This is a genomic window from Microcoleus sp. FACHB-672 (assembly GCF_014695725.1).
Classification (GTDB): domain Bacteria; phylum Cyanobacteriota; class Cyanobacteriia; order Cyanobacteriales; family Oscillatoriaceae; genus FACHB-68.
Window position 1 is genome coordinate 1 of record NZ_JACJOU010000004.1, and the last position, 22,920, is coordinate 22,920.

Annotated in this window: 20 protein-coding genes, 2 tRNA genes and 1 pseudogene; 9 read left to right on the forward strand and 14 right to left on the reverse strand. The window is 48.9% G+C overall.

Annotated features, from left to right (window positions below):
- Window positions 1-329: pseudogene (locus H6F56_RS01180) on the reverse strand (photosystem II q(b) protein); the annotation flags it as partial.
- 209 nt (window positions 330-538) lie between these two features.
- Between H6F56_RS01180 and cofG the strand changes: the two are divergent.
- Window positions 539-1,510 (forward strand): 7,8-didemethyl-8-hydroxy-5-deazariboflavin synthase subunit CofG, encoded by a 972-nt coding sequence (cofG, locus tag H6F56_RS01185; protein WP_190664985.1) that lies wholly within the window; start codon window positions 539-541, stop codon window positions 1,508-1,510.
- On the opposite strand, the gene cpdA is transcribed toward cofG, so the two are convergent.
- Window positions 1,485-2,282: a 3',5'-cyclic-AMP phosphodiesterase gene (cpdA, locus tag H6F56_RS01190; protein WP_190664986.1), complete on the reverse strand. Its 798-nt coding sequence runs from the start codon at window positions 2,280-2,282 to the stop codon at window positions 1,485-1,487. The two genes, cofG and cpdA, sit on opposite strands and share 26 nt — an antisense overlap.
- Window positions 2,283-2,584: 302 nt before the next feature.
- On the opposite strand from cpdA, the gene H6F56_RS01195 reads away from it, so the two are divergent.
- The 3 genes from H6F56_RS01195 (at window position 2,585) to H6F56_RS01205 (ending at window position 7,039) form a co-directional block, all read left to right on the forward strand.
- Window positions 2,585-2,655, forward strand: a tRNA-Cys gene (locus H6F56_RS01195).
- 785 nt (window positions 2,656-3,440) lie between these two features.
- A complete protein-coding gene (locus tag H6F56_RS01200; protein ID WP_190664987.1) occupies window positions 3,441-6,656 on the forward strand; it encodes an alkaline phosphatase in 3,216 nt (1,071 codons plus the stop codon).
- Window positions 6,657-6,844: 188 nt separating this feature from the next.
- A complete protein-coding gene (locus H6F56_RS01205; protein WP_190664988.1) occupies window positions 6,845-7,039 on the forward strand; it encodes a hypothetical protein in 195 nt (64 codons plus the stop codon).
- A 127-nt stretch (window positions 7,040-7,166) separates the two neighbouring features.
- Here H6F56_RS01205 and H6F56_RS01210 read toward each other — a convergent pair whose 3' ends face one another.
- The 4 genes from H6F56_RS01210 to H6F56_RS01225 form a co-directional block, all read right to left on the reverse strand.
- On the reverse strand, window positions 7,167-7,628 hold the full coding sequence (locus H6F56_RS01210) for a hypothetical protein (RefSeq protein ID WP_190664989.1): 462 nt from the start codon (window positions 7,626-7,628) through the stop codon (window positions 7,167-7,169).
- A 1-nt stretch (window position 7,629) separates the two neighbouring features.
- Window positions 7,630-7,989, reverse strand: a complete 360-nt coding sequence (locus H6F56_RS01215) for a hypothetical protein (RefSeq protein ID WP_190664990.1) — start codon at window positions 7,987-7,989, stop codon at window positions 7,630-7,632.
- A 407-nt stretch (window positions 7,990-8,396) separates the two neighbouring features.
- The gene (locus H6F56_RS01220) at window positions 8,397-8,726 is read right to left on the reverse strand and encodes a hypothetical protein (protein WP_309236415.1); all 330 of its coding nucleotides are present in this window, start codon (window positions 8,724-8,726) and stop codon (window positions 8,397-8,399) included.
- Between the two features lie 507 nt (window positions 8,727-9,233).
- Entirely contained in the window at window positions 9,234-9,407 is a 174-nt protein-coding gene (locus H6F56_RS01225) for a KTSC domain-containing protein (RefSeq protein WP_190664992.1), read from the reverse strand.
- Between the two features lie 676 nt (window positions 9,408-10,083).
- On the opposite strand from H6F56_RS01225, the gene H6F56_RS01230 reads away from it, so the two are divergent.
- The 3 genes from H6F56_RS01230 to H6F56_RS01240 all read left to right on the forward strand — a co-directional run bounded on the left by H6F56_RS01230 (window position 10,084) and on the right by H6F56_RS01240 (window position 12,512).
- Window positions 10,084-10,155, forward strand: a tRNA-Thr gene (locus tag H6F56_RS01230).
- 268 nt (window positions 10,156-10,423) lie between these two features.
- On the forward strand, window positions 10,424-11,011 hold the full coding sequence (locus tag H6F56_RS01235) for a DUF3611 family protein (protein WP_190664993.1): 588 nt from the start codon (window positions 10,424-10,426) through the stop codon (window positions 11,009-11,011).
- Between the two features lie 508 nt (window positions 11,012-11,519).
- Window positions 11,520-12,512, forward strand: a complete 993-nt coding sequence (locus H6F56_RS01240; protein WP_190664994.1) for a helix-turn-helix domain-containing protein — start codon at window positions 11,520-11,522, stop codon at window positions 12,510-12,512.
- Window positions 12,513-12,620: 108 nt separating this feature from the next.
- Here the strand turns inward: H6F56_RS01240 and proB are convergent, their stop codons facing one another.
- The 7 genes from proB to H6F56_RS01275 all read right to left on the reverse strand — a co-directional run bounded on the left by proB (window position 12,621) and on the right by H6F56_RS01275 (window position 19,781).
- Window positions 12,621-13,733 (reverse strand): glutamate 5-kinase, encoded by a 1,113-nt coding sequence (proB, locus tag H6F56_RS01245; protein ID WP_190664995.1) that lies wholly within the window; start codon window positions 13,731-13,733, stop codon window positions 12,621-12,623.
- 293 nt (window positions 13,734-14,026) lie between these two features.
- On the reverse strand, window positions 14,027-14,551 hold the full coding sequence (locus H6F56_RS01250) for a YqeG family HAD IIIA-type phosphatase (RefSeq protein WP_190665249.1): 525 nt from the start codon (window positions 14,549-14,551) through the stop codon (window positions 14,027-14,029).
- A gap of 16 nt (window positions 14,552-14,567) precedes the next feature.
- On the reverse strand, window positions 14,568-15,662 hold the full coding sequence (gene mltG / locus H6F56_RS01255; RefSeq protein WP_190664996.1) for an endolytic transglycosylase MltG: 1,095 nt from the start codon (window positions 15,660-15,662) through the stop codon (window positions 14,568-14,570).
- A 196-nt stretch (window positions 15,663-15,858) separates the two neighbouring features.
- Window positions 15,859-16,446, reverse strand: coding sequence for a DUF3727 domain-containing protein (locus tag H6F56_RS01260; RefSeq protein WP_190664997.1), 588 nt, complete (start codon window positions 16,444-16,446; stop codon window positions 15,859-15,861).
- Window positions 16,447-16,694: 248 nt separating this feature from the next.
- The gene (ruvX, locus tag H6F56_RS01265) at window positions 16,695-17,144 is read right to left on the reverse strand and encodes a Holliday junction resolvase RuvX (protein ID WP_190664998.1); all 450 of its coding nucleotides are present in this window, start codon (window positions 17,142-17,144) and stop codon (window positions 16,695-16,697) included.
- Window positions 17,145-17,161: 17 nt separating this feature from the next.
- Entirely contained in the window at window positions 17,162-18,403 is a 1,242-nt protein-coding gene (locus H6F56_RS01270; RefSeq protein ID WP_190664999.1) for a GNAT family N-acetyltransferase, read from the reverse strand.
- Between the two features lie 199 nt (window positions 18,404-18,602).
- Window positions 18,603-19,781, reverse strand: a complete 1,179-nt coding sequence (locus H6F56_RS01275) for a F420-0:Gamma-glutamyl ligase (protein ID WP_309236423.1) — start codon at window positions 19,779-19,781, stop codon at window positions 18,603-18,605.
- Between the two features lie 374 nt (window positions 19,782-20,155).
- Here H6F56_RS01275 and cruF point away from each other — a divergent pair, with 374 nt between their 5' ends.
- The gene (gene cruF / locus H6F56_RS01280; RefSeq protein ID WP_190665001.1) at window positions 20,156-21,109 is read left to right on the forward strand and encodes a gamma-carotene 1'-hydroxylase CruF; all 954 of its coding nucleotides are present in this window, start codon (window positions 20,156-20,158) and stop codon (window positions 21,107-21,109) included.
- Between the two features lie 288 nt (window positions 21,110-21,397).
- Here the strand turns inward: cruF and H6F56_RS01285 are convergent, their stop codons facing one another.
- Window positions 21,398-21,550: a hypothetical protein gene (locus H6F56_RS01285; protein ID WP_190665002.1), complete on the reverse strand. Its 153-nt coding sequence runs from the start codon at window positions 21,548-21,550 to the stop codon at window positions 21,398-21,400.
- 165 nt (window positions 21,551-21,715) lie between these two features.
- Here H6F56_RS01285 and cruG point away from each other — a divergent pair, with 165 nt between their 5' ends.
- The gene (cruG, locus tag H6F56_RS01290; RefSeq protein ID WP_199312517.1) at window positions 21,716-22,891 is read left to right on the forward strand and encodes a 2'-O-glycosyltransferase CruG; all 1,176 of its coding nucleotides are present in this window, start codon (window positions 21,716-21,718) and stop codon (window positions 22,889-22,891) included.
- The last annotated feature ends 29 nt before the right edge of the window (window positions 22,892-22,920 follow it).

Genomic DNA, 22,920 nt, shown 5'->3' on the forward strand with positions numbered 1-22,920 from the left:
CCGCCGTTGTATAGCCATTCATCTAAGCTGGCTGCTTCCCAAATTGGGTAGAAGTGCAGGCCGATGGCGTTAGAGGAGGGCACGACTGCGCCGGAGATGATGTTGTTGCCGTACAGTAAGGAGCCGGCAACGGGTTCGCGGATGCCATCGATGTCCACGGGAGGAGCAGCGATGAAGGCGATGATGAAGCAGGTGGTTGCGGTTAGGAGGGTGGGGATCATTAGGACGCCGAACCAGCCGACATAAAGCCGGTTTTCGGTTGATGTGACCCACTCGCAGAACCGTTCCCAAACGTTGGCGCTTTCGCGGCGTTGGAGAGTTGTGGTCATTTGTTTATGATTGCTATTGATTTTTCGAGGTGCGCGGTAGTGTTTTTTCTACCTTAATATATAGATTACTGTCTATATTGAGTTTTGTAAAGTAATTTAATCAAAATATTTTTGCCATTTTAGGTTTCAGGCTCAGCCTAAAAAGGCGAGGAGGCTACGCTAGCCCGGAATAAGGATGCCTGAGCCAAGTAAAGTAATGACTTTAAACTATGTCACGGATTGTTACATACAGCTCTGCTTACACCGTAGTGCCGACTTATGAATGCTTTAACCGTTGCACCTACTGCAACTTTCGGGTTGACCCGCAGCAAAGTCCCTGGCTGGAATTAAGCGACGCCCAAAGGTTGCTGAAGTCGCTGCACGGCACCGGCATGATTGAAATTCTCATTCTCAGTGGTGAGGTGCATTCGCAAAGTTCTCGCCGGCAAGCCTGGTTTGAGCGCATTTACAATTTGTGTGAACTCGCCTTATCACTAGGTTTTCTCCCACACACAAATGCCGGCCCTCTCAGTTTGGAAGAGATGGCAACGTTAAAAACTGTCAATGTATCGATGGGGCTAATGTTAGAGCAGCTGACACCCAAACTGATGCAAACGGTTCACCGGCACGCACCCAGCAAAGTTCCAGAGTGCCGGCTGCAACAATTGCAATGGGCGGGAGAACTGCAAATTCCTTTCACCACCGGCCTTTTATTAGGAATTGGGGAAACTCTAGACGACTGCGAGGAAACGTTACAAGCGATCGCAGACATTCACCGGCGATGGGGACATATTCAAGAAGTGATTCTGCAACCCCACAGTCCAGGGACTCAGCAGACGTGGGAAGGTTCAGCGTTTAGTGTTCACCGGCTAATAGAAGTGGTTAAAATCGCCCGTCAGATTCTCCCGGCGGAGGTCGTTTTGCAAATTCCCCCCAATTTAGTGCAAGAACCGGCAGCATTACTCGCTTGTTTAGAAGCCGGCGCGCGAGATTTAGGGGGAATTGGGCCGCGTGATGAGGTTAACCCCGACTACCCCCATCCCCACCATCAGCAACTCTCAGAAATCTTAAAACCGGCAGGATGGCAGTTGGTGCCACGCTTGCCGGTTTATCCTCAATATGACAGTTGGCTGCAAGGACGCTTACAGGACGCCGTCAAACAGTGGCGCAGTGCAATTAATAACCCGTTGACGCGAAATTAGGCTGAAACGCATAATTAACGCGCTCAACCTTGGTTTCACATCTGCCGTCGGGATAGAGTTTCAATAGGCGGAATCCTGGTTCCACCTCATCGAGGGAAAACTTGTTGCTTTGCGGTTTGAACTGAATACAAGTCGAGGGGGTAGTTAAGTAACGAACTCCCCGGCGTTCCCGTTCAATTTCTTGATGAATATGACCGCATAAGACGAGTTTAACTTGGGGGTGCCGGTCAAGAACAGCAAACAGCTCTTCTGGATTTTGCAGGGTGCTGCCATCTAGCCAGTGTGAATTCACCACGAAGGGTGGGTGATGTAACGCGACAAGGGTGGGCCGGTTGCCGACGAGATTGAGCTGCCAGTCTAACCAATCTAAGCTTGCCGGTGACAGAAAACCGTGAACGTATCCCGGTACGCCGGAGTTGAGCAGTAAAAAGCTCCAGTTGCCCACGTCAAAAGCTTTGTGAGGAAAGATGGGAGGCTCAGTTAACACTTGCTGCATCACCGGCAGACAGTCATGGTTGCCTGGTAGCCAGTAAGTGGGAATTCCTAAAGGACTGACTAAACTTAGCAGGAGTTTGTAAGATTCTGGTGTCTGATCTTGGGACAGATCGCCGGTGAGTAGCAGCAAGTCTGGCTGAGGCTGCAACGCTTGCAGTTGTGCCAAAACAGCTTGAAATGACGATAAGGTTGCCAGACCCAGCAATTCCTGCTTAGCATCGGCAAACAAGTGGATATCAGTGACTTGAGCAACGAGGAGAGGGGTCACTTGGCTCATGGCTTGGCTATTCAACTGGAGTGCGGAATTTATGGTTTCTAGACTAAAAATTTTGGGCTGGGAATAAGCTTTTTTTAAACGCCCGCGATTTGATATCTTTTTACAATAGCTTTAGCGAAGTTTGTAATTAGCGATCTGAGAGGGTCTTCTGTGTGATTTCGATCACATATCCTCTGGGGTTTTGCCTTGGCGGAGACTAAGGCAGCCGGCAGCACAGATTTTTTTGCAAAGAAACCAAGCCTGCAGGATTGTGTAAAGCGCAAAACCTGCTATAATGATAAACGCTGCGATAATTACAGCGCGGCGGCATAGCCAAGTGGTAAGGCAGAGGTCTGCAAAACCTCCACCCCCAGTTCAAATCTGGGTGCCGCCTTTTAAAAAACATCTAGACCAACTGATGTTCAACTAAACCTACGAAGTCACTACGACCGCACTTCACTTCATTTATAGAAGGTTTGCCAAAATTTGTAACTGGCAAGTGATCGCGGAGTGTTTTTGTCCTTGTTTCTATGGCAGAGTAATAGCGATTTAAGGTTTGGTCGCGACACATCAATTCTTTTAGTGCTGAGGAATGAAAACTGAGAGTTTTGAAATGACTCAGTCCTCAGTTTTGTCATATCTGTAATTTTTGCTTTTGAAATTAGTATAACCTCACTCCATCCAGCCCACGTAGTCTCAAACGTACGGTTCTTGATTGAGGTTTTTATTTTTAATTCTCTATTCAGAAATATTAGAACCTTCGCTGAGGGTAAAAAGAGTAGTTTAGTCATTTTGCCCCTATAAAATTACTACCCTACGACGGAGAAAACGATTGTAAATCCATTGACTTTTTAGCTCGCTAGATAGATATTGCTCGTCTTTACTTATTCTTAACGATGTAGAGGGGGTATTCCTTAACTTGCCTTAACTTAACGAAGTAATCCTTATACGTGTTGGTCGCGTATCTAACCAAATCGTTCACCTCCAACACCGCCCTTCTGAAGATAGGCAAAATTCCAATTAACTGACTTTGTACCTGCGCCATCTCAAGGGATGTGTTGGCTATAGCGTTCTCTCAGGCGGAGATGACCAACGGCATTGATGACTGCTCAACGGACAAGTGTCATCCCAGACAACTGTCACCGCTCAACTTATCGGTTCAACTCATCAATAATCGTCATGCCAAACAACAACACGTCGGACAACAGCGCCCCCCAAAATAACAGCGTCATTTTCATTCACCCCGATGGCACGACGCCCTCTCACTATGCCCTGGCTCGTTATGAGACAGCAGGGCCTGACGGTCGCATTAACTGGGACAGAATGGATAGCGCCGGCTCCTATTTGTCACATATTAAAGATCAGCTCACGGCCACGTCAAACGCAGGTGCAGTGGTTCATGCCTATGGCGTGAAGCCCCAGGCAGATTCCTATGGATTGGATGAGGAAGGGAATCCCATCGTTTCTTTGTCGGCGCAAGAAGGCTTGGCTGATCAGGGAACGACCATTATGGAAGAGGCGATCGCGGCGGGTAAAGCAACCGCTGTGATCAACTCTGGCTTTATTGCCGAACCTGGAACAGGCGTGTTTCTGGCTGATGTGGAAAGTCGCAGTCAGACAGAAGCGATTACAGCAGAAGTGGTGGAGTCTGGCGTTAATGTCATCTTGGGTGGTGGCGAAACCGATTACCTACCTGAAGGTACCGTTGGCTTCTTTGGTGAAGAGGGCACTCGCACCGATGGACGCAACCTGATCGAAGAAGCTGAGGAGATGGGCTACACAGTAGTCTACACTCGTGAGCAGTTGCAGAGCCTGCCCGAAGGCACCAGCAAAGTTTTGGGCATCTTTGCGGCAGAAGACACCTACAACGACACCACGGAAGAAGACAACGCTGGGAATCGGTTAGACAACTACGGTCAACCGGGCAATCTTAACCCGCCTACGGTTGGAGAAATGCTAGAGGCGGCTCTGCCGATTTTGGCAAAAGATGAAGATGGCTTCTTTGTGGTTCTCGAAGAAGAGGGCACGGATAACTTTGGCAACAATAACAATGGTCGGGGCGTGGTGGAAGCCGCCATTCGCGCTGATGAGGCGATCGGCGTTGCCCAAGATTTCATTGACAACGAGCGGCCCAACACATTACTGATCACCACCGCCGACAGCAATGCCGGCGGTGTACAGGCGAATGAGACCGATGTCATAGCAGGTGGTAACGTTGGCACCACTCCAGTCAACCCCACCCTGCCCAACCGCTCTGATGCCGTTGCCGTCCCCCTGGATGGACAGAACGGACGTACAACTGAACCCTTCATCACTGGGCCTGATGAAAATGGCCTTCGCTACGATTACGGCATTTCCTATGCTGGGCTGCCTGACTTTGGCTCTGACGTAGTCAGCAAAGCCTATGGTCTAAACGCGGATCTGTTACCCAGCACCCACGACAACACCGAGATTTACCGGCTGATGTATCAGACGCTGTTTAATGAAGCGCTGCCATCTCCCGTCCCGGCTCCTGAACCCACTCCTGCGACTCCTGCTACTGAGGACAAGGGTAACGTTATCTTCATTCACCCCGATGGCACGACCCCAGCTTATTTCACGCTGGCTCGCCTAGAGGAAGTGGGACCAGATGGCCGCCTGAATTGGGACATGATGTCTGATGCGGGCGTTTACATTAATAGCCTCGAAGACCAGATGACCGCCACCTCTAACGCCGGGGCAGTGGTTCACTCGCTGGGCACCAAACCTCAAGCTGATTCCTACGGGTTAGATGAAAATGGTGATCCTGTAATCTCTCGCTCTGGAAAGCAGGGTGTCACCATCATGGAAGAGGCGATCGCGGCAGGTAAGGCAACCGCTGTGATCAACTCTGGCTTTATTGCCGAACCTGGAACAGGCGTGTTTCTGGCTGATGTAGAAAACCGCAACCAGACGGAAGCCATCACGGCAGAAGTGCTGGAGTCTGGTGTTGATATCATCCTCGGCGGTGGCGAAACCGACTATTTGCCAGAAGGCACCACCGGCTTTTTTGGCGAAGAAGGTACTCGCACCGATGGACGCAACCTGATTGAGGAAGCCGAGGAGATGGGCTACACGGTGGTCTACAACCGCGAGCAACTGCAAGATCTGCCTGAGGACGCCAGCAAAGTTTTGGGGATCTTTGCAGCGGAAGACACCTACAACGACACCACCGAAGAGGCTAACACCGCAGCGGGATTGGACAACTACGGGCAGATGGGCAACGAAAACCCACCCACGGTTGCCGAAATGTTGGAGGCAGCTCTGCCCATTCTCAATCGCGACGCCCAGGGATTTATGGTGGTGTTAGAAGAGGAAGGCACCGATAACTTTGGTAATAACAACAACGGTCGGGGATTGATTGAGGCTACCCAGCGAGCAGATGATGCGATTGGCGTAGCAATGGACTTCATCAACAACGAAGACCCCAATACGCTGCTGGTTACATCTGCAGATAGCAATGCCGGTGGCCCTCAGGTGTATGATGTGGACGCCGATGAACCCGTTGGCACAATTGAAACCAATCCCACGCTGCCGGATGACTCCGATGCTGTGGAGGTGCCCCTCGATGGCCGAGATGGTCGCAACACTGAACCCTTTGTTGCGGCTGCCGATGCCAACGGCAACGAGTATCCCTTCGCGATCGCCTACGCCACAGTAAACGACGTTCCCGATGGTGTGTTGACCAAAACTTATGGTCTGAATGCGGGAGATTTGCCTAGCTCCCACGAAAACACCTACATCTATGAACTGATGTATCGGACGCTGTTTGGTCAAAACTCACTGCCCACACTCATCGAAGGCACTCCCCAATCAGAAACCCTGCTGGGTGGCCCTGATCGCGACTTAGTTCGCGGCAATGAGGGCGATGACATAATCGCAGGCTCCGTCAATGATGACTTCCTCTACGGTGAGGAGGGCAATGACCTGATCCGAGGTGACTTAAATACGGTTCAGGCGGGCGGCAGTGCCGGTGGTGATGACCTGCTCAGCGGGGGCTTAGGCGACGATCTCCTCTTTGGTCAGGGCGGCGATGACCAGCTTTATGGCGGTGACGGCAACGACCAACTCTTTGGCGATGCAGGCGATGACCTGCTCTTTGGCGGTCTGGGTCAAGATTCCCTGGTTGGTGGAGAAGGCAAAGATCGCTTCGTTCTCGCTTCCGGTGAGAATGGCGATGTCGATACACTTAACGATTTCCGTATTGGTGAAGACTTTATCGCCATGATGGAGGGAGTTGCGTTTGATCAGCTCGTGTTCTCTCAAAGCGGCGGCAGCACGGTTATCACCGCTAATGACAGTATGTTGGCGATGATTCGCGGCATCAACAGCACTGATCTCATTGCTACAGCCGATACTACGTTTGTCATGATGTAGGAACCATTAAGCAGAAGCGATTCAGTCAAAGCGCTCACAAAAAGTAGGGTGGTGTTGGACTTCCATACATCACCCTACTTTTTTGTTGCTTATGGCGCTCACTCCCATTACAAACCTTACCGCAGTTTTTATACCAATTTAAATTGGTATGACACATAATTCTTCGCTTACGTTTTCTCTAAAAATTGATGACTAAAAAACCTCAAAGCCATATTTTGCAAAACTTTGAGACACAAAGCGATTGTGACATTTATTTCTTCGGTTTTGACACTTATTTCTTTGCCCTACAGAAATTACGGGAAAGCCCAGTGATTGTATGTCAAGGCACAGCGGTGTCAATTTTTCTCTGCCGGCTCTCATCCCCTAATGCCCATGTCCCTTAAAAATTTAATTGGGTTGTGAGCGTAATAGTCTGTAAAACAGAGGCGGCGGCAAGGGTGAGGGGTTCTAACCAGTTTGAATCTGTCAAGCCTCGATAGAATGCTGTTAGCAGTAAGAAGGTGCGATTGTTTATTTCTTCTTTCTATCTAAATATCCTTTATAGCCAAATCCGCTTCCAAAACCACCCCCAAAAATGATGAGTAATTTTAAAACGTCCTGATAAACTGCTACATCTTTGTTAACCAAGAAAACAGTTAAAAATCCTAAAAATCCTAGCGCAACGATAAATGTTAAAAAACCATATATTCTTGCTGACTGGGTATCTGCAAAAGCCCTTTCATCATCTTTCTCAGATATTTCAAGTATTTTTGAAATATGCTGCTCGTTAATTTTATCTCGAATTGGCGATAAAGGCGAGATTGGGCCAGAAAAACGCTGCATCGAATATAGGGCCGTTATACCTCTCTTGAGTTCTGGAGGAAGATTTTCTAGCTCTTCGGGAAACTTTTCAATAGACCCTACTTCTTGTTCACCTTGTTTAGCTTCTTCATCTTGCAATTTTTTTCTTGATTCTGGGTCTTGATTAGACATACTATCTCAGGCTAAGAGTTTTAGTCACTTGTGAGGTTTCAGACTTCTCTATTTCTCTAGAAAGAAAATCTTCCAAACTTGAAGAAAAATTTGTATTCCAGAATTGACTTAATTTTTGTTCTAAAACTGCTTCAACTCTAGATTCCACCTCATTTTCAATAAATATAGAGCAGGCGTAACGAACCAGCGCCTTAAGCGCTTGGTCGCTAATTTCGCCCTTAGCATTTAAGTAAGAAAAGTAAGATATAACAATTTTCAGCCTTTCTAAATTCGAGGCTTTAAACCCATTTTGCTCTAAATATCCTCCTTTTTCTGAATAAAAATCTGATATTTCTGCCACTTCTTCATTTAATGAGAACACAGGAATATACCCCCTATTAACCGTAACTAATTTATCAGATATCAGTCTTAAAAAAACAAATTTTTGTATGAAATACAGGGATCTTATTGTAAGTACATTATATTACGGATTTGCGTAGTTATACATTAGCTTTATTTATCTTTCCGGACTTGGCTCGTCAAATCTTTAACTACTAGCAAGCAATCTGCGCGAACCGGCAACCTGAAATTACGAAAAACTCAGCAATGGTACAGGATACAGTGGTGTAAATTTTTTAATGCCTGCTCTCACCCCTTAAGGCCGGCATCCACAAAAAATTTAATGGTGATGGCCTGTAAAGCAAAAGCGGTGGCAATTATCCTCGCAGGTTTACTCGGATATTGCCACCGGCTCTGATTTCCTATGAACTAGATCATTCAAACTGGTTATTAAGAAGCAAAGACCAGTTGAGAAAGCACCAAACGTTTATGTACCGGCGATTGGGCTGAAGAGTCTGTTGTCTCTTCTTTGTGATTAACCGGCACGAGCATTGAATCTGTAGAACGCACCACCATTTCTCCGCAAACAACGGCTTGCCGCAAGTGCCGGCCTGTTTTCCACGCATGAAACTTAACCGGGTTCCACCGGGGGTTAGCTGGGTAGCCGGCGAATCCTGATCGCAACGCCGGCAAATTAGCATCTGAGATGCCGGTGTGAACGAAGACTCCCTCTGCCAACTCAACCACTGGATAATTGCAAGGCTTCATTGTTTTGGTCACTGGCTTCACCCCCCTTTGTGTTTAAGACAAAAAGATTTAATTGCGTTATTTGTAGTATAAATACTACTTTTTGGCTGAAATTGCTTACCTGTCCTTTAGTTTCAGTCTCCGAGAGACGCTGAATTTGCTAGCACGACAGGATATTTTTAGCTGTGCCGATTGAGCATACTACAGCACAACCAAGTCAATCACACTTTGCTGATCGTCTTTAGCTGGAAAGTTAAATCGCTTACGTGTCTCTCTCGTTTAGAGCCGACTCAGACACTTAGTTGTGATTTATTAGAATTATAAACAATGTGTGTAACTTTTTGCAACACAAATGTGTCAATAGGTTGATTTTCTTCCGACGAACCGACACATTTCTTAAAGATATCGGCAAAACAACCGCCCAGTTCAAGATTTGGGTAATTTTTTTAAAAAAATTAAGTCTTTTGGCCTAATCTAATAAGAACAGATTCATCGCCCGCCCTTCTTCACCTGTTCGTAAGGATAGCAGTGAATTACGGCTTAGCCCATATAGCTACCTTTAGAGCCAGCTTCCAGCAGTCCCTGCCACATATCCTTGGGGGCTTGAAAGTAGCGGTAGCTTTTGCCACTATTAAAAACAACTTCCAACGGCTCGGTTGCTTCGTCATAGTCGGCAGCCTGAATCATGCTAGATTCTACCGGATGTAGTTGCATCGTCTTCGCTTCAGGTAAATTTTAAGCAAGCGGAATTGACTATTTATATTAAACTCATGGTCTGTCTAATCACGCCTGTTTAAAAAAACAAAATAATGCAAAAATTTAAGAATAATGGTTTTAATTGCGGAACTTAAACAAAAAACATCCACTCAGTATTTCAATAGTAACTGCTAGCATGAATATCACTAAAAGTTTAGTTTTATCTAAATTTGCATAATAGGAATGCACATTTAATAAATACGAAAAAGTGTCTAATTATATTAAAGGTTTTTTAATTGATCGATCAGAAAAAAGGCTCTGGATGTCGATGATGTAAAGTTAATCCCCATCCAGGTAAAATTCTCATAGAAGTCCATCACAAAGATTGACAGCCGTTAAAAGTGCTTGAGTTGCTTTCATCCCTCAGATAAATTAGGGCGGGTTTCAGCTTCCCACACGGTTTCTCTCAGGGGAAAGGTGGGAATTGGCGCAGGTTCCTGTAGCCAGCGCCGGCCTGACGGGCTGACTCTGCACTGAATCAAGCATCATACATCACTGTCTAGCTCACAAGCAGTAGTCCAGGAAATGAGAGGTTGCGGGCTAAATTGCTGAGGGATGCCGGCATTTCGCAGCCAAAAAAATCGTAAGTCAGGGTAGCGGAAGTCAGCCAAGCTTTGCTATAATACGTTTTGTTGCTGGTGTAGCTCAGTGGTAGAGCAGCTGATTTGTAATCAGCCGGTCGCAAGTTCAAATCTTGTCACCAGCTTTAAAATCTAAGTGCAACGACAAACCACTCCTGTCGCTTTAGCGGAAATAGGAACTAGCCTCGCAGACTACGGATGTTTTAGCTCTACGGATTCGACCCGGAAGCGCAAGCAGATTGGCTCGAGCAAGCAACTAGGACAGATGCAGCTTTAAAAGTCTAGCCTTAGGACGGATGGGTTTTCTCATTCCACATCCCTCTATTGGGTGGGGTAGTTCATCAAAACAAGTATCGTAAGGATATATCCTAGCCACGCCCACTGGGAATTAGTATGTCAAACAAATCAGATCGCCCTGCGCTTCCCCCATCTGTTCAGCGAGTTGTCCCTGTATTTCGCTATGCCGGCTGGAGTAGCTTCTGGGTGCAATTAGTTCTAGCTGTTGTTGCCGGCCTAATTTTCTTATTTTGTATCCCTCTGGCCATCCCGCGCGGCAACGCCGTCAACACAGCTAACCCCGGTACTGGGCCAGGGACATTTTTTGCGATTAGCGGATTAGTCGTCCTTGGTATCAGTATCTATTGGTCTTGGCGATACACCCGCGTTGCCAACCAACTTCAATCTGCCAATCCCAACTTACGCCCCAAAAAAGCAGACGCCATGAAACTTCTGCGGCGCGGATTGCTCCTAAATTTAGTAGGGATGCTGTTGACCCTTCTAGGGGCAGAAGCGATTAACGGGACTCTATTGGCCAAGTCATTCAGTTCTCAAGGCGCTTTCTTCACCGATCCGGCAGCAGTGAGTCGATTGATTCAACCCCTAGATATCTTTCTGGTGTTGGGGAACACTCACACGATTGTGGCGCACTTTGTCGGCATTGCTACAGTGCTGTGGTTGATTGAGTGGGTTAATAAAGATTAGCCGGCCCTCAGCCTTCGGGCATATTTAAAACTCGCGATCTTTGCCCAGATTAAAACCTTAGCGATCCGGAATCACTGCCTATTTTGCGAAAGACGTACTTAGTACAATTCAAGCATCCTGTGAATTAACCACTAACAGCTAGTGAGCCGGCACAACAGAAAGGGATGGTTACAGTTTTCCCCAATACTGTTACCAATTGCCCACACTCTATCAGCAGCTAAATTTGGAATTTTAGATATTGGATGTTGGTTAAAAAACATTCAAAAATCTAAGCTCTCTTTTAAAATTAGCTGAAATGAAAAATATGATGTGTGTCTCCCATCCCACTTCTGTGTGGCTTAGTTAGTCATACCAAATCCGTATCCACAACCCCCTTTTTCTTGAGACTAAAGCCCCCTTCTCACTGTTTGTCTGACTTAAGACTCACGGCTCAGAACTCAGGACTGGAAGCGGACTGCGGACTTGGTATGAGATGCTGTTTCACTCAAGCACGGAGACAATATCAATCATGGCACTGAAACCGGCGGCGCACTCTAATGTGACTAGCCAGACAAACCTTGAAGCATCTCAAGAAGCCTTACGAGTTTTACTGGGTCAAATTGAAACTGAACTCTATCAGAGTGACACCTATCGCCGCGCTTTAGCCAGTTTTGAGACGCTGCTAGGGGAAAACGATCAGGGCAGCCAGATTCTGATCAAGGCAGTGGCCAGAGAAGCAATTGGACTGGCATTAAAAAAATTTATCAAACACTATCGAGCGCTGCCAGCCGCCAACCAGAAAGGTGAGGGCGCAAGCGCTCAAGATACCCTTAACCCGTCTGCTGTTGCCGATGCCGGCAAACCGTCTGCTCAAACCGGCACTGTTCTGTCTCAAGCAATCTCCTCAGCAGGTATGAAGAGTCGAACTCAAAAACTCTCGAAAGCTCAGCTGGCAGCCCAAAAAATCGAGCTACAGCGGGAAGAGCGTTTGCGCCAGATTGGCCAAGAACTGGAACAAGCACGTCAGGCTCGTTTCCTTTCCCGCCAGCAACTTCACCGTCAAACTCTAGTCCCACTCGCTCACCTAGAAGCGTTAGAAACAGGCCATATTGAGCAATTACCAGAGGATGTTTTTGTTCGGGGTTTTATCCGCCGGCTAGCGAATGCGCTGGGGTTAGATGGTGCCGGTATGGTTGCTTCTTTACCCGCACCCGACCCTATAAAATCTGTCGTACCGTCCTGGCAGCGACCTTTATCTGAATCTGGAATGCAATTGCGAACAGGACATTTGTACGTTGGTTATACCGCCCTCATGGCAAGTGCTGTAGGCGGACTTTCTTGGATGTCTGGGCAAGCAACACCTGGAGCAATTGCTGAACCTGATCCGGCTGCTTTATCTCCTAAAACTGTCTCTGAATCAATCAAGCCGGCGGAACCAACCGCAACGCCCGGTTTAACTTCAGGTAAAAATCGCGTAGCTGCCGGCTCTGATATTGCACCGCCGGAGGCGCTTGCTTTTTAGCTAGGGAAGAGGGAGTGAGGAGGAAAAAGCTGGAATCACCCCTGCCTATACCTTTAGGGTGGCGCAGCCTTGCTCCTCTTTCCTCCATCCTCAACGAGTTCGTAGCTTCTAGTTGCTCAAAACCAGGTTATCTCGGTGAACCACGGTTTCAGCGCCGGCATAACCTAAAATCTGGGAAATTTCATCAGACTTGCGCCCTCGAATTCGCTGTAGTTCCGGGCTGCTGTAGTTTACCAATCCTCTCGCCATTTCCCGACCGCTAAGATCACATAGCTGCACAGCATCTGAGGCATTGAATTCTCCTTCAATCCCGGTGATGCCGGCAGGAAGTAACGATTTTCCCAGCTGACAGATCGCTGCCACGGCACCGGCATCTAAAAACAGCTTCCCCGCGGGAATCAAACCGTGAGCGATCCAGCGCTTGCGGGCGCTGTCAGTTCGGGGTTGGGGTTCAAACTGAGTGCCAATAGGTTCTCCCTGCAAGATTTTGTCAATATTTCTAGGATAAGCGCCGGCAGTGATCACCGTACGAACCCCCGCACCCGTGGCAATGCGTGCTGCTTCGATTTTGGTTGCCATGCCGCCGGTGCCCCAACTGGTGCCACTGCCGCCGGTTTGTACCTGTAACTCTGTCAATTGTTCCAAGCGCTGCACTAACGCAATCGGTTGGGCGTCTGGCACTTCGCGCGGATCGGCGGAGTACAACCGATCTACATCGGTGAGTATAAATAGCCAGTCAGCTTCGATCAAGCTGGCTACCAGTGCCGAAAGCGTGTCATTATCCCCAAACTTGAGTTCTTCAACGGCTACGGTGTCGTTTTCATTGACCACCGGCACCACTCCCAACCGCAACAATTCTTGGAAGGTGTTGTAAGCATTTACATATCGGCTACGCTGCACCAAGTCGGTTCGAGTCAGTAGCACTTGAGCGATTGGCTGTTGCAGGGTTGTAAAAAAGTCATCGTATACCCGGATTAGCCGGCCTTGGCCCACTGCTGCGACTGCCTGCTTCAGGGCAATGCTGCGAGGTCGTTCTTGTAGTCCCAGGCGAGCGCAACCCACCCCCACGGCACCAGAGGAAACCAAAACAACTCGGTGCCCTTGCCGACGTAGGTCTGTGAGGGTTTCTACGAGGGTAGCAATGGTGGAAAGGGCGAGGTTGCCGGTGGCCGGCACCGTCAAACTAGAAGTCCCTATTTTTACAACGATGGTTTGCGGCATGAGAAGAGATCAGGGGACTTGGTGAGGCATTAGGGAATTAGGGCCTGGGGCATTGGGGATTGGGCATCTTTCCCCTAGCTCCTAATGCCTAGCCCATCAATTGTAAAGCGCCAGCTCCTTCTCAGAGAAGACTGGCGCTTTACAAAGGTATTTATTTTTTATGGTTAGGGTCTTTATATTTGCTGACCCCATTTGAACTACAACTATCATCGCCTGAAAAAAGCGAAGTCTTCAGTTTCATAATGTTTTTTTTATATTTCGCGATGTCAGGATTCATCACGGTTTGTAAAGTTTTATTGCTTTGGAGGCGTGAGGGTGGCTCCGAGGATTTGAGAAAACCACACCTCAAAGGAACGCCACTGATACCGGCGGATCGCTTCCGTGGGATCGATGACAGGCTCAACCAAAATGGTAAACATTCCCAAGCGGTTGCCGGCGAGGACATCGGTAAAAAGGCGATCCCCAACCATCGCCACCTGATCAACCGGCAGGTTCATGCCATCAACCGCTTGCCTTAACTTGCGTCGGGAGGGTTTAGCCGCTCCCATAATGTAGGGCACGTTCAAGGACTCGGCGATGCTGCGAATACGATAGGCGCTGAGGTTATTGCTGACGAGCCAGAGCTTTGCCAGGGGTCTAATAGTATCTACCCACTGCCGCATTTCTGGAGAAGCTTCAGCAACCCGCATAGGCACCAAGGTTTCATCCACATCCAGGACTAATCCTTTCAGCTGGTATTGCTGCACAATCGTCGGTGTCAGACTCAAAATTGAGTCTCCTAAAACTAAGTCAGGCTGTAAGAGTTTGCCCCAAGACATTGTTAATTGTTGATGGTTAGTTGGGTGATTTTTCAGTAGCCGAACGCTCATCCCGAATTTTCGCTTGAGCGGCTTCGTGTTCGGCTAAGGTGCGGCTAAAGACGTGAGTTCCGTCATATAGCGCCACAAAATAGAGAAATTCTGTGTTTTCTGGATTGAGAGTAGCTTTTAAGCTCTCAACGCCGGGACTGGCAATAGGGGTTGGCGGCAAGCCGGCATTGATATAGGTGTTATAGGGAGAAGGCGTATTAACTTGGGCCAAGGTTAGGGGTTTATCGGGTGTTTGGGTAACTCCCAAGCCGTATTCAACGGTGGGATCGGCACCTAATGACATTCCTTCTTGTAAGCGCTTGGTAAACACGCCGGCAATTCGGGCACGTTCCCCAGGAATGACAGCCTCTTTTTCCACGATGCTGGCGAGTGTCACCCATTCAAGCAAGCTCATCTTGGTCTGCTGATCTCCTTTTTGATAGATCGGAAGTGCCAACTGCTCAAACCGAGTGAGCATCTGTTTTAAAACTGCTTGCGGGGTAATGTCATCACCGACTAGCTCGTAGGTGTCGGGGTATAGGAAACCTTCGAGATGGGGTAACCCATTGGGCAGCCAGGGGTACTGGGCTTGCGGAATTTCGCTAGCTGCTTTGAGAAAGTCTTCGGCTTTAAAAAACCCTTGTGACTCAAAGTAGGCAGCCATTTGCTTGAGTGACCATCCTTCGGGAATGGTGAAGTTGAGCTTGACAACGTCGCCAGCCCAAATTTTATTGGCAATCTCTTGCATCGATTCTGTGGGGGCGATGTTATAAGTGCCGGCTTTAAAATCCCCACCCCCATTGCGTTGCATTAACCACCGCGCCCATAGTTTCCAAGCAGACGCGGAACGGATCAAACCGGCTGACTCTAGATCCTGGCCAATTTGTTGAGCCGATGTTCCGGGCGGAATTTGCAGCTGAACCGCTTTGTCTTGGGGTGAGTTTCCCGAAGCAACCGAGCCTGCCGGCGGCGCACTGGCCCAACTCCACCAAGACCAGCCCTGCCAAGCACAGACTCCTAGGGTCGTCAGTATGATAGCGAGGAACAACGACCACTTGGAAATGCGTTTGACAACTTTCATATTTAATGCTATTAAACAATCAGTTTCTACAGAAAAGTCGTGAATGCGTGGGGGCGTCAGCCTTTGCCGGCATAGCCTGCCCCCTGATTAAGTCAGCCCTAGGCGCTAAGAGAGCAAGCTTCGCCCTTAGGAGCGCGATGAAAGCCGGGATTTTGAGATGGGAATATTTAAGCGGCAAAACCCAAACTTTCCAGGCTTACTCCTCTAGTTCCTCGTCAAAGAGCCGATCTTCGATCAGTCCTTCTAGAGCTGGCAGCATTGGCTCTAGCTTTTGGAACTCTTCAGGGGAGAGCAATTCAGGCTCACCGTCGTCATTAATCCGAGCTAGAACAAAGAAGGGATCGAGGGGCGTATAAATGGCATACTCTAGCTCTTCGTGGTAGAAGCTCGCTAGCCACTGTAGCTCTTCATAATCACCCTCTTCTGTATCTTCATCTTCCCCGATATCCTCGGAGGATAAATCCGGCAAGTCACCTTCAACTGTGAGGGTGATGGCTGTGCGTTTGAGGGTGAGGTTTTGCTCTTCGAGAACAGCTTTGGCTATCGAAAAGAGCGGATCAACGTCCTCGTCTTCTATAGGGACTGCTTCCTCGTCATCCCCTTCTGCTTGCCAAGCAAAAATTTCGACGGGAGAATCGATGGGCAGGAGTAAAACGTATTCCTGACCTTCTAACTCCAAAGAATGCTCAATAGAACAGGTAAGCGTCCGTCCAGATTCATCCGTCAAGGTGACGGTATCTGAGGAAGGACGCCCATTCTCTTTAGGGGATTGGGATTTTGTCATTTGTCATTTGTCCTTTGTCCTTTGCCAGGTGTCAGCGGCCAGTTGTCAGCAGTTATGAGCGACTGACAAGTGAGCGCAGCCCACTGAGCAATGACCTAGGGGATGAGAACAGGGTGGATAGGTTGACAGTTTGGGGCAGTTTCCAAGGTCACTGGGAATAAACCAACGCTGAAAGCTCAATGCAATCGCCGTTGGTTTAACGTCTATTGGACGACTCTAGTGCATAGCAAATTGCACTCACCAGAATATCACGGTAGAGTACCTTCCCTCTTCGGCTGTCGGCGCTCGTCTAGCCACTGCTGTAAAATCAGGGCAGCTGCTTTGCGGTCAATCAGTCCTTTATTACGCGAGGGAGAGCGATTTTCTGCAATGATCATTTGCTCCGCCTGAAATGACGTTAAGCGCTCATCCACATATTCCACCGGCAGTTGCAGTGCCTCAGAAAGGCGGTTGGAAAATTTCTGCACGGATTTGGCTTGGAAACCCACATCGCCATTCATGGAATAGGGTAAACCGACAACAAGCACTTGCACTTGTCTTTCCTCGACCAATTGACGCAGTTGTGCCACATCTCGGTCAAAGGAGGTGCGCTCGATGGTCGTCAGTCCGGTGGCAATTAAGCCTGTGCCATCACAGCCGGCCACCCCGATGCGCTTGCTGCCAAGATCCAAACCCAGAGCTGAAATTCTCGCTGCCATAGTTATTAATTAATGTCTCAGTTTGTCAGTCCTGAGTCTCCTGGATGAAGTTCTGGCTCAGTTTTTTTACAGATCGCGCATTCTTCAGGGCTTACGACTACATTGAGTGCCGGCTGCGGTTCAGTAACCGGCTTGTTTTTTTGCAGCGGATTAAGCCACGACATCCGGCCCGGTACAGGTTTGCGTGCCGGCTGGAATCCCTGAAGCACATCAGAAAGCTGTAAAGCTTCCAGGGCGTTGAGTTTGGACTCACGCAACTTGTGCCAAACTGAGCGAGACATCAGCAGCGTGTGGGAAATACGCTCGGCTCCGATTTGCTCTAAATACTCTTCCCGTTCTGGCTGATAATCTGCAGAAGCCAGATGTAAGGATTGGGGCGGGAAATCCTTAGCAATGCGGGCCATTTGGGACAGCAATTCTGGATAAAGCCAAGTGTAAGCCGGGTGGACGGTCAACTGAGCGACATGAGGCTGTGAGCCATCGCGACTGAGCTGCACTTGAAAGTAGCCGATCGCTGCTTTTCGCTGCGGTTCAAACACATAGCCGCTCACGACTTCGGTGTGAGCAAGCCACTGTCTAAAGCCTTCAATTAAAGCGCTGACCAGGCCGGTTTGAAAATCTTGGATGTGGCGGTCGAACACCTGGCGAAGCAACGGCGGCATGGCCGCTGTGTCCAACTGGCACAACAGTTGAGCGTCGGCATTGCTCACCGGCAGCAAAGTGGGCAGATCCGGTTCCCGATTGGCCAATTGCTCTTGCAGTGCCGGCCCGATTGTCCAGTAGGTCATTTGGGCCAAGGGCTGAAACCCATTTTGCCGGTAGAGAGCTAGAGCGTTTTTATCATTAACATTCACCTCTAGCAGCCAAGTGCGAGCCTCCCAAACCACCTCTAAGCAGTGGCGCAGCAGCACCGAACCAATTCCCTGACTAGAGGCGGCTGGATCGATGACTACTCGCTCGACTCGCCAAGTGCTCCGCGTGCGGTTAAATGGTGAGATTTGAATCATGCCCCGAAACTTGCCTTCTTGCTCGGCAACATGACAGCAAAAGAGGTACTGGTAAGGATTGGGAAACAGGCTCAGCAGCTTTAGCCAACCAAACCAGCGCCGAGCTTGTGACAATTGCTGGCAAGTGTCAGTTAAACGGCTGTGTGTTTCGGCTTCAAACTCCTCCGCACAGCGTTTTTCCATCACTTCCAGATCCCGGTACTGGATGGGGCGGATCGTGGTATTGGGGTTCTGGGGTGAGACAGGAGCCATTAAACCTTCTACGCGGCCTCTATCCTTTTTGAACGAACAATGTAGAGGTTAGAGTTTTTTCTCTTTTCTCCATTTTCCATTCTTCATTCTCCAGGGGAGCCGTGCCCTCCATGTATACGACGATTCACCCTGTTTTTGCGGGAGGCAATTTTTTAAGTTGCTTCTCCAGTCAGGAACGGGGCAAAACCTGTATGAGCGATTAACCCTGAGCTTTCGGTCGAATCAAAACCAGCGGAGTTTGCTCATCAGCATTGCCGGCTGGGTTAGTTCTTAAGGCTTGTTCTAACAAAGCCGCTGACAGATCGGGGGTCGCTGCCAATATCTTAACTGCTTTCAAGTCGTTCACGTCTACAATGGCGGCTGATAATCCCGTCTCCTGTTGAATTCGTTCTACAACTTTTTGAGGATCTTCAGGGCCGAGGACGATGAACTGGTCATAAGGAGGCAAGGTGCCGGTTACGTCGTCAATTAGCCGCGCTTGCTCACCGGCAAGTTGGTAAAATACCCCAGGCTTGCCAAATACTTTAGCAATTGCCCCAACGACAAAGGCGAAGACCACCCGTGCCGGCCCGACGATATTCACTAAGGTTTGCATCCCGCAAGCGGTGGCCAAACTAGAGGTGGGCATGAAGAAATAACACAGCCGCTTGGCCACAAATCCAGGTTTGATATCGGTGGGATGGTGCCACCGGCCTTGCATGATGGCGATGGGAGTTTCACCAATCGTCACCACGTCTCCTTTTTGGGAGTGGGGGAAGATGTAACGCTTAACGATTTCTACCGGATCGTCGAGGTGCGTGAGTATATGGGTTTTCACCGGCAGCACTTCTGCCACAGTTGTAGATCGCCAGCTTCCAGCCGTTGCCCCGGGTTCTGGATATTTCAGCGGCACAACTACATGGCGGACTTTGGGAATGCGTCCCTGAGGGCCATAGGTGATGTAATTGACTTTGATCCAGGCAGTTTGCAGTTGGCTCAGATCCGGCCCTTGAATCTCGATTGATACTTTAATGCGCGTTTTCTTGCCGGTTTTGACAATATAGCCAAACCAATATCCATCATCCCGTGCGGTTGCGTCTGGATGTAGGGGAATTACTTGGCTGCGGCAAGTGATGCCTTCTAAGCTACCTTTCGACAACAGGCTGACTTCCGAACGCACTTCCGGCAGCATGATTTCTAAACTATGCGTCTGGTTATGAAACTCCATCTCGCCGACCAAAAGATAGCGGTTGGGTTCCACAACTTCTAACTTCCAATCTCCCTGCGACAGCTTTAAATCATTGCCGGGACGCCGCCGGTACTGTAACTCTAGCGCCAACCCAGCGAACCCTAGCAACAGAGCCGCGACTCCTACACCAATTCCTATGCTTTCTGCGATCACCACAATTGTTTCCGAATTTTTGTTCTGCGAGTTTATTCAGGCTGACCCTTCTGCGGACGGGATAGAACGAGGGGGATAAAGAGTCCTGAGTCCTGATTCCTGAGTCCTGAGCTTTTGAGTGGGAGGGTGGGAGAGTGGGAGAGAGTAATACAACACTTAATTTTCCCAATGCCCAATGCCCAATCCCCAATGCCCAATCCCCAATGCCCCTTTTATCCTATAACGACTGTAACGAGGGTTAGAAAGCCTACAGAATTGTAAGGCCCTTGGATTAGTTTGAGAAAAGCCTATCTCGATAGCAAGATTTTTGTTAAACATTTGTAAACTGTTAAGAAGCGCTTTTTAAGGTTTACATTTCTTAAAGGAGTTCCATGAAGCTACTGATTACTGCCGAGCGCTATTTCCTGATTGGCCATGTTGGGGCGATGGCGTTCGGACTGGCAGGGCTGCTGCTGGTTTTACCCAATCCAGAATTAATTCTGAGTTTATCGTCTGTCGGACAAAGCATCTTCCAGTGGAGTATGGCCGGTGGGGGGGTGGTTTATATCATCTTCGGAGCGGCTGCGGTGGCGATTTATGCCTATCGGCAGCTAGGACTGCGGCTGTGGCTGGCGTTTATGCTGCCATCTGTATTTCTGTCTTTGGGGAGTGAGCTGCTGGGCACCAGCACCGGCTTCCCGTTTGGCCATTACCAATACTTAAGTGGTTTGGGCTATAAAGTAGCCGGTTTGGTGCCGTTTACAATTCCTTTGTCTTGGTTTTATATGGGGCTGGTGTCCTATCTACTGGCACGTGCCGGCTTAGAACGCATCGGCATGGCTAATTGGGTTCGCCACATCGCGGCGATTGCCTTGGGTTCACTGTTACTCACGGCTTGGGACTTTGTTCTCGATCCGGCAATGAGCCAGACAGCCTTTCCGTTCTGGGAATTTCAGGAAGTCGGCGCTTTCTTTGGGATGCCTTACCGCAACTTAGCCGGTTGGATGGGCACCGGCGCACTGTTTATGTCTGTGGCAGCTTTGTTGTGGGGAAATACACGGATTTCATTGCAGCGCTCACAACTGGGTTTACCTCTAATTGTTTATGTGGTTAACTTCGCCTTCGGTGCGATTATTACCTTGGGTGCCTTAGATGCCCGGTACTTGCTTCCCACGTCGCTGAGTGTGTTGCTGGGTGTTGTGCCGGCTGTGATTCTATGGTGGATGGCTGCGCCGGCAACGCAAACCGTGGAGGATGCCCCCTCTGAGGCAGATTCCCAGATTATCGAGCGTGCTGAACTGCCGGCTCCTCCTGTGGAAGTCGCCGCAAAATCAGGCGGGAGGTAGACTTGACCGGCAGCGCAGGGCCAGTGCAATTTCATTTCGGTTTTGGGGTACGCTGCCAACCCCCAACTCCTTTAATCTTTGATTGGTTTTTTTCCCCTCACGTCAGGCAAAAGGTAAGAATACTCAATTTTCCTCAAAACCGCACGCCAAAGATGAGGGGAACTTTCAATTTGAGGGTTCCTCTGCTTCTAAAGTAGATTTGTTCAATTTTAAGAATTTGGTTAAAAGCAAACTAGATCCTTCACAGTTGGGTTTCTCTGGCCTGTTGTATGCTTTTAAAGCTTACTGTTAGCGTCTTTTCTGATTCTGTAGCATCAGGCCGGCAAAACATAATAAAAGTATGAAAAACAACACACCAAACACACTTGGATCAAAATGGCCATTCGTAACGGGTGTCAAACCTCCGTATTCTTGGCCGGCATCATAAAGAAGGTCGTTCATCTATACAAACTCACTAAAGTTTTGCTGTTTGATGAAAAAATTTTAAACTTCTAGTCTGTTATTTGTCCTCCGTGTGAGCGTGCGGACAAATGACCTGTTAACGATGAGAAAGGTTTTCTTGTGCTTACCAATTTTTTTTCTATCGCAAACCCTATATCTACTGATTTGTCAATAAATTATTGGTCATTGGGGTTGTTGCTGTTTCAGGTGCCGGCGGTGGCGATTTTGCTGTCGCGTCTGATTAAAGGGCCAACCCGCAAGCTGCCGATTGAACCGCAACCGGCAACCCTAGATTTGTTCGGAAAAGTAAGTGTGGTTGTGCCGACGCTGAATGAGGCAGAACGAATTGGCCCATGTTTAGCCGGCTTGACTCGCCAGAGTTACGAAGTTCGGGAAATTATTGTGGTTGACAGCCGATCCCAGGATGGGACAGCAGAAATGGTGAAGGCTGCCGGCGAGCAAGATCCTCGATTTCGTGTGATTACAGATGATCCGCTGCCTGCCGGCTGGGTGGGGCGTCCTTGGGCGTTGCACACCGGCTTTTATCACACTTCTGATGGCAGTGAATGGTTTTTAGGAATGGATGCCGATACCCAACCCAGTCCCGGTTTGGTTGCCGGTTTAGTGGCAACGGCTGAGGCGGAGGGTTACGATCTGGTGTCTCTGTCGCCGCAATTTATTCTGAAATATCCAGGGGAATTGTGGTTACAGCCGGCACTCTTACTCACCCTCGTCTACCGATTTGGCCCAACTGGCACCGGCGCAGATACGGCAGAACGAGTGATGGCAAACGGCCAGTGTTTTCTATGCCGGCGGTCTGTTTTAAAGCAGCTAGATGGCTACAGCAGCGCCCGGAGTTCCTTTTGTGATGATGTTACCTTAGCCAGAAACATCGCCGCCAAGGGCTTTAAAGTAGGCTTCTGGGATGGGGCGAAGGTGTTGAAGGTGCGGATGTATGAAGGGGCGGCAGAAACTTGGCGAGAGTGGGGAAGATCGCTTGATCTCAAAGATGCTTCTTCATCGGGTCAGATTTGGGGCGATTTGTGGCTGCTGCTAGCCATTCAAGGTTTACCCCTGCCTATTTTACTGGGCTACCTGTTTCTGTCTCCCCCGCTTGCTCTTGCCCCCTCTCTGCCGCTTTCTCTGTTGGGATTAAATTTGTTTCTGCTGGCAATTCGGTTTGCTTTAAACTTTGCAATTGCCCCCTCTTATGATCGCTCACAAGCATCTGCCGGCTGGATGTTTTGGCTGTCTCCGTTGGCAGATCCTTTAGCTGTCGTGCGAATTTTTCTTTCAGCCATTCAAAGACCCACTCAATGGCGGGGGCGAAAATATGACTAAGCCTGATATCTTGCACTTCTAAGGCTACG

Bases quoted from the DNA above. Each gene is read 5' to 3' on its own strand.
- cpdA (WP_190664986.1), bottom strand. From the start codon at position 2,282: ATGAGCCAAGTGACCCCTCTCCTCGTTGCTCAAGTCACTGATATCCAC.
- H6F56_RS01225 (WP_190664992.1), bottom strand. From the start codon at position 9,407: ATGCAACTACATCCGGTAGAATCTAGCATGATTCAGGCTGCCGACTAT.
- cruF (WP_190665001.1), top strand. From the start codon at position 20,156: ATGAAGCTACTGATTACTGCCGAGCGCTATTTCCTGATTGGCCATGTT.
- H6F56_RS01205 (WP_190664988.1), top strand. From the start codon at position 6,845: ATGACTAAAAAACCTCAAAGCCATATTTTGCAAAACTTTGAGACACAA.
- H6F56_RS01250 (WP_190665249.1), bottom strand. From the start codon at position 14,551: ATGTCTTGGGGCAAACTCTTACAGCCTGACTTAGTTTTAGGAGACTCA.
- ruvX (WP_190664998.1), bottom strand. From the start codon at position 17,144: ATGGCAGCGAGAATTTCAGCTCTGGGTTTGGATCTTGGCAGCAAGCGC.
- mltG (WP_190664996.1), bottom strand. From the start codon at position 15,662: ATGAAAGTTGTCAAACGCATTTCCAAGTGGTCGTTGTTCCTCGCTATC.
- cofG (WP_190664985.1), top strand. From the start codon at position 539: ATGTCACGGATTGTTACATACAGCTCTGCTTACACCGTAGTGCCGACT.
- proB (WP_190664995.1), bottom strand. From the start codon at position 13,733: ATGCCGCAAACCATCGTTGTAAAAATAGGGACTTCTAGTTTGACGGTG.
- H6F56_RS01235 (WP_190664993.1), top strand. From the start codon at position 10,424: ATGTCAAACAAATCAGATCGCCCTGCGCTTCCCCCATCTGTTCAGCGA.
- H6F56_RS01200 (WP_190664987.1), top strand. From the start codon at position 3,441: ATGCCAAACAACAACACGTCGGACAACAGCGCCCCCCAAAATAACAGC.
- H6F56_RS01240 (WP_190664994.1), top strand. From the start codon at position 11,520: ATGGCACTGAAACCGGCGGCGCACTCTAATGTGACTAGCCAGACAAAC.
- H6F56_RS01210 (WP_190664989.1), bottom strand. From the start codon at position 7,628: ATGTCTAATCAAGACCCAGAATCAAGAAAAAAATTGCAAGATGAAGAA.
- H6F56_RS01260 (WP_190664997.1), bottom strand. From the start codon at position 16,446: ATGACAAAATCCCAATCCCCTAAAGAGAATGGGCGTCCTTCCTCAGAT.
- H6F56_RS01285 (WP_190665002.1), bottom strand. From the start codon at position 21,550: ATGAACGACCTTCTTTATGATGCCGGCCAAGAATACGGAGGTTTGACA.
- H6F56_RS01270 (WP_190664999.1), bottom strand. From the start codon at position 18,403: ATGGCTCCTGTCTCACCCCAGAACCCCAATACCACGATCCGCCCCATC.